Below are 13,229 nucleotides of genomic sequence, written 5' to 3'. Positions count from 1 at the left end.
CGGATCGGCCCGCGATGAATTCAACTGTCGGGATTAGGTGCAGGGCAGGTGAATTGGACTCACCCAGCACGGAACGGCGAGTACCGTTCAGGCATGTCGAAAGTGCGAGTCCACAATCTGAACATCTCCCTCGACGGCTTCAGCGCAGGCGGAACCGTCACCGTCGACGAGCCGATCGGGCACGCGCGAGAGCTCTTCAGCCGCTTCGACGGACGCGTCATCGAGGGAGTCCACACCGTGGACGACCCGATCACGGCCGACCGCGCCTTCTACAGTCTCTGGGGACAGGGAATCGGCGTGGAGATCATGGGCCGCAAGAAGTTCGGGCCGCAGACCGGGCCGTGGACCGACGACGAGTGGATCGGTTGGTGGGGAACGGAACCGCCGTTCAAGACACCCGTCATCGTGTTGACCCACCACGAACGCGAGACACTGACTTTTGAGAACGGCACGAGTTTCCACTTCGTCGACGCCACCCCCGTCGAAGCGATCTTGCAGGCTCGGGAGCTCGGCGACGGCGGCGATATTCGGTTGGGCGGGGGACCGTCATCGATCCGTCAGTTCCTCGACGCCGATCTCGTCGACTTTGTGCACCTGGTGACCGTGCCGATCGTGCTCGGCTCAGGTGTCTCCGTCTTCGACGGCGGGCGCGACGTGCACGACCGTTTCGACATCGAGTCGGTCACCACCGGCAGCGGGCTCACGCACCAGTTCTGGAACCGTCGCCGCTGACGACTTGGAGATAGATCAGCGCTGCGCGATTCAGGGAGCGGCGGCGGGGAGGACGATCTTGTTGATGGCGACGGCCGCCGCGGGTTCGGGCGCGGGGAGTGCGTCGACCACCGGACCGAACGGAACGGTGGCGGTCGGCGCGGGTAGCGGACCGGCGCCGCGGAAGCCCATGCCGGTCAGGATCTTCATCTGCGGAGGCTTCCGAACGAAGGTGAAGAACTCCGAGATCGCGTCACCGGCGTATGCGGGCACCATGTCGCCCGCCAATTTGACGACCGGATAGTCCGCGACCGGAGTCGCCCCGGTCGGCGAGACGACGGCGACTTTTGCGGTCCTGTCGTCAATCGTCGACGCGAACACGCTCTGTTCGGTCGCCGGAACAGCCCTGACCTTGGCGTTCGCCGGATCGGCCGCGGCTCCGATCGCCGTCACCGCAGCCGCGGTCGAGCCGTCACCGATCTTCGGCGGCGCCGACATCAGCTGCTCCACAGCGCGCTTCACGGCGGGTGATTCGGCCTCAGCAGCGGTGAGCGACCCCTTCTGATCGGCGACCGCCGCGGCGACACCCTGCGCACCGAGCGCCGATGCATCCGACTGCGGCCCGTTCGGCATCGCCATACGCAGCGACCCCCACTCGCGATGCCCGTATGCGGCGAGAGAGTTGGCCTGAGTCAATCCCGGCAGATCCTTCCACGCGATGCGTCCGTCGACAGCTTTCGCGAGCTCACGCTCGATCACCAGACGGACCGGAGAGGTGACCAGCGATGCGGGCGGACCCTGCAGGATCGATTCGTTCTTCGTCTGCAGGGCAGCAGCCCACACGGAGGACTCCGGCACCCACGCGCCCGGGTACGGGCCGAACGACCTGGTGTCCCACTTCTTCGCAGTGAGCCCCTCCAGCGTCGCGCGTGCGTCGGCCGGACGAACCTGGACGGTGACGCACTTGTCCCGCACGATCGGGTTCGTGTTGTTGAAATTCTGTGCGATGCGTTGAAGGCCCGGGGCGATCGCGGGATCGGCCACGACGGGGACTGTCGCCTTCCCGTCGACGCATGCCGAGGCGTCGGTTGAGGCGGTCTGCTCGATATCGTCGCCGAGCCTCGACCACGCTGTGATGACGCCCGCGATCAGGATCACCACCAGTGCTCCGGCGACGATCGGTCGTGCGATGAACTGACGATTCTTCTCGCCCGTCGAATGCTTCGACAACGCGTGTCCCTCCTGTGCGCTCGGCCCACCCCCGAGCCCGTCCACTATCTTCTTCGGTTGAACTGAAAACGCCGGGCCACGAGGCGTTCCCACCACGTGGCCCGGCGCCTACACCAACAGGTGTATCAGGCGTTCGCGGCCTTGTACTCGCGGCGCGCCCGATGCAGGATCGGCTCGGTGTACCCGCTCGGCTGAGCAGCGCCTTCGAGGATCAGCGACTTCGCAGCGTTGAACGCGATGTTCGAGTCGAAATCGGCGGCGAGCGGACGGTACTCCGGATCGCTTGCGTTCTGACGGTCGACGACGGGCGCCATGCGCTTGAGCGCAGCGACCACGTCGTCTTCGGTCACGATGCCGTGACGCAGCCAGTTGGCGAGCAGCTGGCTCGAGATGCGCAGCGTGGCGCGGTCCTCCATGAGCGCCACGTCGTGGATGTCCGGAACCTTGGAACAACCGACACCGTGATCGATCCAGCGGACGACGTAGCCGAGAATCGACTGCGCGTTGTTGTCGAGCTCCTCACGCTTCTCCTCGTCGGTCCAGTTCGGGTTCGCCGAGAGCGGGATCGTGAGAATGTCGTCGACCGACGCGGGATCGCGCTTGGCGATCTCGTCCTGGCGTTCGAAGACGTCGACCTCGTGGTAGTGCAGCGCGTGCAGCGTCGCAGCCGTGGGCGACGGAACCCATGCGGTGTTCGCGCCGGCCTTCGGGTGACCGATCTTCTGCTCGAGCATGTCGGCCATCAGGTCGGGCATGGCCCACATGCCCTTACCGATCTGCGCCTTGTGCTCGAGACCCGCGGCGAGGCCGGTGTCGACGTTCGAGTCCTCATACGCGTTGAACCAGGTCTGGCCCTTGATCTCCGCCTTGCGCACGAACGGACCCGCCTCCATGGAGGTGTGGATCTCGTCGCCGGTGCGGTCGAGGAAGCCGGTGTTGATGAACACGACGCGCTCGGACGCGGCCTTGATCGACGCCTTCAGGTTCACCGAGGTGCGGCGCTCCTCGTCCATGATGCCGACCTTGAGGGTGTTGCGCTCCAGGCCGAGAACGTCCTCGACGCGGCCGAACAGCTCTGCGGTGAAGGCGACCTCGTCGGGACCGTGCATCTTCGGCTTGACGATGTAGATCGATCCGGTGCGCGAGTTCTGCAGTCCATCTGCAGACATTCCGTGGATACCGATCGCCGAGGTGACCAGAGCGTCGATGATGCCTTCGGGGACCTCGTTGCCGTCGGCGTCGAGGATGGCCGGGTTCGTCATCAGGTGCCCGACGTTGCGGACGAACAGCAGGCTGCGGCCGTGCAGTTCCAGGGTCGAGCCGTCCGGAGCCGTGTAGGTCCGGTTGGGGTTCAGCGTGCGGGTGAACGTCTTGCCGCCCTTGCTGACTTCTTCGGCGAGGTCGCCCTTGTTGAGGCCGAGCCAGTTGGTGTAGCCGAGCACCTTGTCGTCCGCGTCGACCGCGGCCACAGAGTCCTCGAAGTCCATGATCGTGGTGACGGCCGACTCGACGGCGACGTCCTTGACCCCGGCCTTGTCAGTGGAACCGATCGGCGACGACGCGTCGATCTGGATCTCCAGGTGCAGACCGTTGTGGCGGACCAGGATCCCGGTCGGCGCAGCGGGTTCGCCGGTGTAGCCCACGAATGCGGTCGGATCGGCGAACGTAGTGGTCTGTCCGTCACCGAACGAGGCGACGACGGAGTCGCCCGAGACGGTGTACGAGGTGACGTCGGCGTGGCTGCACTGTTCGAGCGGCACGGCTTTGTCGAGGAACGCCTTCGCGAAGGCGATCACCTTGTCGCCGCGAACCTTGTTGTACGACTTGCCCTTCTCCGCGCCGTCGGCCTCGGAGATGGCGTCGGTGCCGTACAGCGCGTCGTAGAGCGAGCCCCAGCGCGCGTTGGACGCGTTGAGGGCGAAGCGCGCGTTCAGGATCGGGACCACGAGCTGCGGGCCCGGGACCGAGGTGATCTCGGTGTCGACGTTGGAGGTGGTGATCTCGAAGTCCTCGGGGACCGGCACGAGGTAACCGATCTCGCTGAGGAACGCCTTGTACTCGTCGAAGTCGAGAGTCTGATGATCACGGTGCCAGGCGTCGATCTTGGCCTGGAGGTCGTCACGCACCGCGAGGAGTTCGCGGTTGCGCGGTGCGAGGTCGTTGATCACCGCGGCGGCGCCGGTCCAGAAGGCGTCGGCGTCTACACCGGTACCCGGGAGAGCCTTGTTGTTGACGAAGTCGTAGAGGACCTCAGCGACCTGCAAGCCGTTGACGGTGACACGATCAGACATGACGACCTTTCTGGTGGGCGTTCGCGAATTCGCCGGCACGAGATCATCCGGCACAGATATTCTACCGGCCCGGGTGTTACACCGGATTCGCCCCCCGACACCGCTTGCGCAGGTCGTCGCATCTGGCGATCACCGATTCCCGGAGGACCGCGCCGCGTTCGGCGACGGCTGTCTGCTCGGCCGCGTACTGCGCCCGCCCCTCTGCGGTTTCGATCGGGACCGGCTCATAGGGCCTGCCGGTCATGTCGAGCACACCGGTGAGGTCATAAGGGCTGGCCCGCATGTCGAGTTCTCGCGCGGTGAGCGCCAACTCGAAGCAGTCGCCGAGCAGTTCCGAGCCGATCAGCGGAGACAGGCGCAGGCAGTAACGATAGAGATCCATGGTGGCGTGCAGGCATCCCGGCTGTTCGTTCGCAACGGCATCTGACCTGGTCAGGGCGATGGAGTTGCGCGGTCGCGCGGGCTCGGTGAAGAACCGGAACGCGTCGAAATGTGTGCAGCGAAGTCCATTCCGTTCGACGACGGCATCCGTCTCGGATGCGCCGAGGCGCAGCGGATGCGGGTGCCGATTGACGTCTGAGCGGTACACCATCGCCCATTCGTGGAGGCCGAAACACCCGAGTCTTGGCGCACGTCCGGATGTCGCGCGAGTGATCGTCAGCGTCGCGTCGAGCAGATCGATTCGGGACTCGAGGTGATCCTGCGACACGGTCGCCGTGCCCTCATCGTCCACGACGTACCCGCGGAGCCCGGTGTACCGACGCGCCCGTTCGAGTGACACACCGAACCCCGGATGCCATCGTGTGACTTGTGCCGGGCGCGCCGCGTAGTACGTGAACAGGAAGTCGACGACGGGGTGCGCGACCCCGGCTCTTCGCTCCGCGAAGTACGGCCCGACCAGCGCATTGATCCGGTCACGGTGGGCGACGGCCCGCGCCGACCAATCCGCATGCGTCAGACGTCTAACTGCTTCGGACATCAGATCCGGTGGGTGGAGTCCCGTACCGCGCCCACGAACGCCTCCGCGAGATCAGCCAGCGCCACCATGCCGACCACCGCGCCCGACGCGTCGACGACTGCGGCGAGGTGCGCGCTCACTCGCTGCAGCGCGGTGGCCGCCTCGTCGAGGGGCAGCGTCGCCGCCAACGTCGGCAGCGGCCGGATCTTGTCGACGGCCACGAGGGAGTCGGAGTCGACGTTATCGTCGAAGACGTCGTCGAGCACGTCCTTGAGGTGCAGATATCCGATGTACGAGCCGTCGAGGCCCCGCACCGGGAAACGGGAGTAGCCCGTCTCGCGGACCGCGTGCTCAAGCGCGCTCAGCCGCGGTCCGAGCCCTCCGGTCGCCGGATCGGGCAGCACCCGCACGCTCTGGACCTCGCTCAGCGGAATCATGACTTCGCTGACAGTCCGCTGGACGGTCTCGAGGGCACGGGTGAGTCGATCATGCTCGCCGGCGTCGAGAAGGCCGGACTCGCGTGACTCGCCGATCATCTGCGCGAGTTCGGTCTCGGTGACTGTCGAAGCCAGCTCGTCCTTCGGCTCCACGCGCATCAATCGGAGAACGCTGTTCGCGAGGGCGTTGAACACCCAGATGAACGGCTTCGCGATCCGCAGGAACGCCAGGTGTACCGGCACCAGCAGCATCGCGGCACTCTCCGGCCCTGCCAATGCGATGTTCTTCGGCACCATCTCGCCGACCAGGATGTGCAGGATCACGACGATCGCCAGAGCTATCGCGAACGCGATCGGGTGCAGGAAGCCGTCGGGGATGTTCATCAGGCCGAGCGGCTTCTCGATGAGATGGGCGATCGCGGGTTCGGCGATCCGGCCCAGCAGAATGGAGCAGATCGTGATGCCCAACTGGCAGCCCGCCAACATCAGCGAGAGGTTCTCCGATGCCGTGATCACGGTGCGCGCCCGTTTCTTGCCGGACTCCTCGAGGGCGATGAGCCGGTCTCGGCGGGCCGCGATCAGTGAGAACTCGGCGCCGACGAAGAAGGCGTTCGCCGCCAGCAGGAGCACGGCGAGGAGGATGCCCCAGATGTCACCCATGAGCGTCTCCCGTCGTCTCGTTGTCGACGATCGTCAACCACACCTGGTCCACGCGTCGGGCATCCATCCGGACGACTGTCGCACGCCATCGTTGTGGCGGCTCACCGCGGTCGGCTTCCGATGTCGACTCCCGAACCGGTAAGTCCACGACGTCGCCGACCTGGGGTATCCGCCGCAGAACGAACATCACGAGACCGCCGAGCGTCTCGTATGCGCCATCGGGGGCGCGGTATCCGACGGCGTCCTGAACTTCGTCCAGCCGCAGCAGTCCCGCGCACCGGAATCCGTTGCCGACGCGGGCGACCTCGGACTCCTCGTCGTCGTGCTCGTCGGTGACGTTGCCGAGGATCTCTTCGATGATGTCCTCGGACGTCACGATGCCTGCTGTACCGCCGTATTCGTCGACGACAACACACACTTCGAGGCCGTCGGCGGAGATGCGGTCCATCAGCGCATCACCGTCGAGGCTGTCGGGGACTCGAGTGACAGGTCGCGCGATGGAACGCAGGGGAGTGGTGGAGTGCTCTCGAGCGGGGACGGTGAACGCCTGCTTGATGTGGACCACGCCGATCAGGTTGTCCAGGTCGCCGTCTGGCGCCACCAGGAAGCGGGAGTGGCCGGTGCTCGACGACGCCTCGATCAGGTCGTGGACGGAGTCACCGGGCTCGAGACTCTCCACGCGGACGCGGGGTGTCATGAGGTCCTCGGCGGACAGGTCGCCGAAGCGCAGTGACCGGTCGACGAGCGCGGCGGTGTCGGCGTCCATCTCGCCGTGCAGCGCCGAATTGCGGACGAGGACCGACAGTTCGGCAGCCGAACGGGCCGACTGGAGTTCTTCGGTCGGTTCCACGCCGAGACGTCGGACGAGCCTGTTCGCAGTTCCGTTCAACCCGTTGATGGCATGTTTGAACACCGTCGCGAACGCGCTCATCGGTCCTGCCGTGGCGCGGGCGACGGCAAGCGGCTTGGCGATGGCCAGATTCTTCGGAACCAACTCGCCCAAGACCATCGACAACGACGTCGCGATCACCAGGGCGAGGGCCAATGAGACGCCGGACTGCCATGACTCGGGGACGTTGACGGCGTCCAGAATCGGGTCGAAGATCCGCGCGAGCACCGGTTCGGCGATGTAACCGGTGATCAGCGTGGTGATGGTGATGCCGAGCTGGGCAGCTGACAGCTGAAACGACAGCTCCCGGTGCGCCCGGTCAACCGACCGGGCGCGTCGATCCCCCCTTCGGGCGAGGTCGTCGGAGATCGTCGACCGTTCAAGAGCGGTGAGGGAGAACTCTCCGGCGACGAAGAGTGCGGTGCCGAGGGTGAGCGCCACGAAGCCGATGAGGCTTGCGACGATGACGACTATGTCCACGTGGGCGGGTCACCAGCCCCCGGGCAGCGGTCTGCCCTCCGCGAACCCGGCTGCCGACTGAACTCCGAGCACCACCTTCTCGTGCATCTGTTGGAGTGTTGTCGCACCGGTGTACGTCGCGGTCGATCGGACGCCGGAGCAGATGTGGTCGATGAGGTCCTCGACGCTCGGGTGCTCCGGATCGATCCGGATCCGCGACGACGAGATTCCCTCTTCGAACAGTCCCTTGCGGGCCTGGTCGTAGGCGCTGTCTGTCGACGAACGTGCGGCGACCGCACGCTTGGACGCCATGCCGAAGCTGACCTTGTATTCGCCGCTCGTGTCGGTGTGCAGATCTCCGGGCGATTCGTATGTTCCTGCGAACCACGATCCGACCATGGCGTTGGACGCGCCTGCCGCGATGGCGAGCGCCACGTCGCGTGGATGCCGGATGCCGCCGTCGGCCCACACGTGTGCGCCGCGTTCTCGGGCGGCCGCCGCACATTCGGCGACGGCGGAGAACTGCGGGCGTCCGACGCCGGTCATCATGCGAGTGGTGCACATGGCGCCCGGACCGACACCCACCTTCACGATGGTCGCGCCGGCGTCGATGAGGTCGAGTGTTCCGCGTTCGGAGACCACGTTGCCCGCCGCGATCGGGACCCCGAGATCGGCGCCTGCGACGGCCGCGAGCGCCGAGAGCATCTTCTCCTGATGCCCATGCGCGGTATCGACGACGAGGACGTCAGCGCCGGCTTCGACGAGACTGCGGGCCTTGCCGACGACGTCGCCGTTGATGCCGACCGCGGCGGCCACCCGGAGGCGACCGTCGGCGTCGACGTTGGGGCGGTAGATGCCCGCGCGGAGCGCGCCGGTGCGAGTCAGAACGCCGACCAATGCGCCGTCGGGGTCGACGAGGACAGCCAATTCGGCGTTCGCTTCGGTCAGAGTGTCGAACACGGTCCGCGGATCTGTTCCCGCAGGAAGCACGACGGGGATCGGCGTCATCGCCGAGCGCAGGTCGGTGAACATGTCGATGTCATGACCGGTCACGTTGCGAGCGACGAGGCCGACCGGGCGACCGTCGTCCACGACGACTGCCGCGCCGTGCGCGCGTTTGGGGATCAGCGACTGTGCATTCGCCATCAGGTCGTTCGGTGACATCACCACGGGTGTGTCGGCGACGAGGTCGCGGCTCTTGACGAATCCGATCGTCCGGGCCGCGGCGTCGAGCGGCACGTCCTGCGGGAGGACGACCAGGCCACCACGGCGTGCGACGGTCTCGGCCATCCGCTTGCCCGCGATGGCCGTCATGTTCGCGACCACGAGCGGGATCGTGGTCCCGGTGCCGTCGGTCGACGCGAGGTCGACGTCGAACCGCGAGGTGGCGGCCGATCGGTTCGGGACGATGAACAGATCGTCGTAGGTGAGGTCGTGGTCGGGTTCGTGCCCGTCCAGGAATCGCACGCGGGGACCTTTCTCCATGCTGAGGGATGTCAGAGCTGAGGGATGTCAGAAGTGGGTGATGAGACGGTTGAGTTCGGTGAGCCAGGGGATCGCGACCGCCAGGGTCGGCACCACCAGAATCGCAGCGGCCAGCGTGTACGCGGTGGCGGACACCAGGGGGACCGGCCGGACGTAGCCGAGGCGGCGCACCCTGGTCAGGGTCGTCGGCCCTCCCACTGCCATCGCGCCGCGCGGTGCGGTCGCGTCGGCGCAGGCCACAAGCGCGCGTCCCACAGTCGTCGGCGCGGTGGCGCGGGCAGCTTGATCGTCGGCGAGTGCCTCGGCGAGCAGTTCCACCGCCCCAAGCGCCGACTGAGATCGCACGAACCGAGGGAACGCCTCGTGCAGCGCGATGAACGCCTCGAGGACCAGGTCGTGGCGTGCACGAAGGTGGGCGCGTTCGTGTTCGATGACCGCCGTCAGCTCGTCGTCGGAGAGACGGTCGAGAACACCCTCGCTGACCACGATGCGGCTGCGGAGTCCCGGAAGGCAGTAGGCGAGTGGAGTCGGGACGTCGAGGACGCGGACGTCCCGGTCGGCCCCGCGGCGTTTGTCGACGCAGTCGACGAGATCAACGAGGTTCCGGTGGATTGTGCGGCGTGCGCGCGTTCGGATGCCCACTCGCACCACGGTGAACATCAGGCGAGCGCCGACGAGGAGAGTGAGGGCGAACACCACGACGTACAGCGTCCAGAGGAACCAGCCGAGTCGACCGATCTCGTCGAACGGGTTGGTCGTCGGCGCGCCGTCGTGTCCCGGTGTGAGGAGATTCGCGGCGATGGCGAGTCCGGTGGAGAACGCAGAGAGGACGGCGGCGAGGGCCACCGACTGCCAGAGAGTCATCGCGGCCCGTGGTGCGTAGAGCGGCCAGGTAGCTCGGGACAGAGCTTGTGGGATCGGTCCGACGAACGCGATCGTGAGGATGCCGAACAGCAGCGCGGTCATCGGCCTTCCTCGAATCGTGCGGTCGAGCCGAGGCTCGACGGGTGGGTGTCGACGGTGTCGACTCTAGTGTTTCAGGCCACGCGACGACTCGAGTTCGTCGAGAGCTTCGCGGAGGGCGGCGACTTCGTCGGCATCAACCTGGCCGACGAATGAGACGAGTGCGGCGTGTCGCGACCCGGGCGCCTCGGCGCCCTTGAGTGCGTCGACCATCAGGCTGGCGACGAGATCCTCACGTGGACGGGTGGCGGCGTAGCGGTGCGCACGGTCATCGCGGATCTGAGTGACCAGTTCCTTCTTCGTGAGACGCTGCAGCACGGTCATCACGGTCGTGTAGGCGAGGGCCCGCGAGCTGGACAGCTCGGCGTGAACCTGACGAACCGTCTGCGGGGTCGGCGACGCCCACAGCGTGTCCATCACGGCACGTTCCAACTCTCCCAATCCGTTCATCTTCTTCATCTTACTTCGGCTCCTCTCGTTGACCGCTCTCCACCCGGTCGAATGTGTTAACGCGAGGGGATCGTGTTTAGTTCCCTCGCCGGTTCTCCGTGGCGCACTTGACAATGTAAGTAAGGCTAGCCTACATTCAATCTCAGCGATCGCGTGAGTGTCCTGAGGGCTGCAGAGACCCCCGATCCGCGGCGACGGCCCCCGGGCTCCAATGAGGAGCTCCGGGGGCCGTCGACTTTTCTTCCACGTGCGGTGGCACGCTGAGATGATGACTGAAGATTACGAAGCTCTCGTGAAGACGGCCACCGGACTCGACGCACTCCTCGGATTCGAGATCGTGGAGGCCACCGGTGAAGGACTGCGAGGCACCCTCTCCGTGCGTTCTGACCATCACCAGCCGTTCGGAATCGTCCACGGCGGCACGTATTGTGCGCTCGCCGAGACCGCCGCGAGTGTGAGCGCGTTCTGCTGGCTTCAGGAGAGCGGCATCGGCGGTCATGCCGTCGGCGTCAACAATTCGACTGATTTTCTGCGGTCCGTTTCCGAGGGTGTCATCAGTGTTGTGGCAACCCCTGTGCACCGTGGAAAGCGTCAGCAATTGTGGCTCATCGACATGACCGATGACCAGGGAAGATTGCTTGCACAGTCGAAGGTGCGCATGCAGAATCTCTGACATCGCGACCTCCGTCGCCGTCCTCTGTTCAAACGACAGGGGGCGGCGTCGGCGCATGACGCGGTCCGTTTCCACCTGAGAAGAACCTGTTACGGTCAGACGGCACTGATCAACGGAGCTCATGCGAAGGGGAGTCGTGTCAAAGCTTGAGAGCACTACAAATAGATCGCAGCGCGACTGGGTCGTCTTCTCGATCACGGCCGCGTTCTCGATCGCATTCGTCGTCTGGGGGTTCGTCGACAAGGACAGCCTTTCGACGATTTCCGCCAACGCCAAGAACGGCGTGATCACCAACCTCGGATGGCTCTTTGTCATTGCCTCGACGGGGTTCGTGATCTTCGTCATCTGGTTGGCGATGAGCAGGTTCGGCCGCATTCCACTGGGCGGTGACGACGACCAGCCCGAGTTCCGCACGAGCTCGTGGATCGCGATGATGTTCAGCGCCGGTATGGGTATCGGCCTCATGTTCTTCGGCGTCGCCGAGCCGTTGACCTACTACGTGTCACCGCCGCCGGGAACGGTCGATCCGGAGACCGTCGAAGCATTCAAGACGGCGATGGGCACCACGATGTTCCACTGGGGACTTCATCCGTGGGCGATCTACGCGGTCGTCGGCCTGGCCATCGGTTACGGCATGTACCGCAAGGGTCGCTCGCAACTGTTGTCCGCGGCCTTCACGTCGCTGTTCGGCGACCGAGCCAATGGCGTCGGCGGCAAGATCATCGACATCCTGGCGATCTTCGCGACCCTGTTCGGGTCGGCGGCATCGCTCGGCCTCGGTGCCCTGCAGATCGGCGACGGCCTGAAGTTCGCGGGGTGGGTCGGCACGGTGGGCACGCCGATCCTGGTGATCATCATCGCGGTGCTGACGTTCTGCTTCATTCTGTCCGCCGTGTCCGGCGTGGCTCGCGGCATCCAGTGGCTGTCGAACATCAACATGGTTCTCGCCCTGGCGCTCGCGGTGTTCGTGTTCGTCGCCGGGCCGACGCTGTTGATCCTGAACCTGCTGCCGTCCGCCCTCGGCGACTACGCGCAGGACTTCGTCCAGATGAGTACACGGACCAATGCTGACGGCGACGCGCAGCTCGCCGAATGGCTGTCGTCGTGGACCATCTTCTACTGGGCCTGGTGGATCTCGTGGACGCCCTTCGTCGGACTGTTCATCGCACGCATCAGCCGCGGCCGGACCATCCGGCAGTTCGTCAGCGGTGTGCTGTTCGTCCCGATGCTCGTCAGCCTCGTGTGGTTCGCGATCTTCGGCGGCGCCGCGATCAACCGACAGCACGAAGTGGGCGACTTGGCCTCCGACGGCAGCGTCGACTCCACGGGAGCGTTGTTCTCCCTGCTCGACACCATGCCGTGGGCTGGAATCACAACTGTTGTCGTCATGATGCTCGTTGCGATCTTCTTCGTGTCGGGTGCAGACGCCGCATCCATCGTCATGGGCTCGCTGTCGGAGCGGGGAGTTCACGAACCGCAGAAGTCGACGGTCATCTTCTGGGGTGCGCTCACCGGTGCCGTCGCCGCGATCATGCTGGTGGTCGGGGACGGCGGAGCATCGGCGCTCACCGGCCTGCAGAACATCACGATCGTCGCCTCGGTGCCGTTCGTGCTGGTCATGATCGTGCTGTGTGTTGCCCTGTACAAGGATCTGAGCAGTGACCGAATCGTCGCGGTGAGCGATCGAAGCACGTTGCTCGTCGAACGCGCCGTTGCCATCGGTGAGGACAGCTACGGTGACAACTTCGATCTGGTTACCCGCTACAGCGAGACCGGAACAGACCCCGTGAAGCATATGGAAGGCGTCGACTCCGAGTCTGACGTCGACGACGGCAGCAACGGCGACAAAACGGAAGATGATCCGGTGAAGCCGGACGCGCCGAGCTAGACGCTGCATTATTCGACATAGATCGACGCTTCGCCAGCAAACGCGGCCTCCGTGAAGGCCGCGTTTGTCGGCGAGGATCGCGGTTACCCAAGACGATGCCGCAGCCGGGGAGTACAGGCGGATTCACGCTGGCCC

The 13,229-nt window shown here is 65.5% G+C and carries 11 protein-coding genes; 3 read left to right on the top strand and 8 right to left on the bottom strand.

The features are described from left to right. The first annotated feature begins 93 nt into the window (after positions 1-93). Entirely contained in the window at positions 94-732 is a 639-nt protein-coding gene (locus JVX90_RS08945) for a dihydrofolate reductase family protein (protein ID WP_205331993.1), read from the top strand. 30 nt (positions 733-762) lie between these two features. Here the strand turns inward: JVX90_RS08945 and JVX90_RS08940 are convergent, their stop codons facing one another. From JVX90_RS08940 to JVX90_RS08905, 8 genes are all read right to left on the bottom strand, one after another. Continuing rightward, positions 763-1,941 (bottom strand): hypothetical protein, encoded by a 1,179-nt coding sequence (locus tag JVX90_RS08940; protein WP_205331992.1) that lies wholly within the window; start codon positions 1,939-1,941, stop codon positions 763-765. Positions 1,942-2,066: 125 nt separating this feature from the next. Continuing rightward, positions 2,067-4,232, bottom strand: a complete 2,166-nt coding sequence (locus JVX90_RS08935; RefSeq protein ID WP_205331991.1) for a malate synthase G — start codon at positions 4,230-4,232, stop codon at positions 2,067-2,069. Between the two features lie 76 nt (positions 4,233-4,308). After that, positions 4,309-5,211 (bottom strand): 3-methyladenine DNA glycosylase, encoded by a 903-nt coding sequence (locus tag JVX90_RS08930; RefSeq protein WP_205331990.1) that lies wholly within the window; start codon positions 5,209-5,211, stop codon positions 4,309-4,311. Then, complete coding sequence (locus JVX90_RS08925) at positions 5,211-6,287, bottom strand: hemolysin family protein (protein ID WP_205331989.1); 1,077 nt, start codon at positions 6,285-6,287, stop codon at positions 5,211-5,213. The genes JVX90_RS08930 and JVX90_RS08925 overlap by 1 nt, the downstream gene beginning before the upstream one ends. Next, positions 6,280-7,656 (bottom strand): hemolysin family protein, encoded by a 1,377-nt coding sequence (locus tag JVX90_RS08920; protein WP_205331988.1) that lies wholly within the window; start codon positions 7,654-7,656, stop codon positions 6,280-6,282. Before JVX90_RS08920 ends, JVX90_RS08925 begins: the two co-directional genes overlap by 8 nt. A 9-nt stretch (positions 7,657-7,665) precedes the next feature. Further along, positions 7,666-9,102 (bottom strand): GuaB1 family IMP dehydrogenase-related protein, encoded by a 1,437-nt coding sequence (locus tag JVX90_RS08915; protein WP_205331987.1) that lies wholly within the window; start codon positions 9,100-9,102, stop codon positions 7,666-7,668. Between the two features lie 45 nt (positions 9,103-9,147). After that, positions 9,148-10,086, bottom strand: coding sequence for a M56 family metallopeptidase (locus JVX90_RS08910; RefSeq protein ID WP_205331986.1), 939 nt, complete (start codon positions 10,084-10,086; stop codon positions 9,148-9,150). Positions 10,087-10,149: 63 nt separating this feature from the next. Then, positions 10,150-10,542 (bottom strand): BlaI/MecI/CopY family transcriptional regulator, encoded by a 393-nt coding sequence (locus tag JVX90_RS08905; protein ID WP_205331985.1) that lies wholly within the window; start codon positions 10,540-10,542, stop codon positions 10,150-10,152. 259 nt (positions 10,543-10,801) lie between these two features. On the opposite strand from JVX90_RS08905, the gene JVX90_RS08900 reads away from it, so the two are divergent. Both JVX90_RS08900 and JVX90_RS08895 read left to right on the top strand, forming a co-directional pair. After that, positions 10,802-11,206: a PaaI family thioesterase gene (locus tag JVX90_RS08900; protein ID WP_205332349.1), complete on the top strand. Its 405-nt coding sequence runs from the start codon at positions 10,802-10,804 to the stop codon at positions 11,204-11,206. 121 nt (positions 11,207-11,327) lie between these two features. Further along, entirely contained in the window at positions 11,328-13,094 is a 1,767-nt protein-coding gene (locus JVX90_RS08895) for a BCCT family transporter (RefSeq protein WP_205331984.1), read from the top strand. The last annotated feature ends 135 nt before the right edge of the window (positions 13,095-13,229 follow it).

Source organism: Gordonia sp. PDNC005, assembly GCF_016919385.1.
Classification (GTDB): domain Bacteria; phylum Actinomycetota; class Actinomycetes; order Mycobacteriales; family Mycobacteriaceae; genus Gordonia.
The sequence above is the reverse complement of the archived record's forward strand: the minus strand, read 5'-3'. Positions and strand labels throughout refer to the sequence as shown.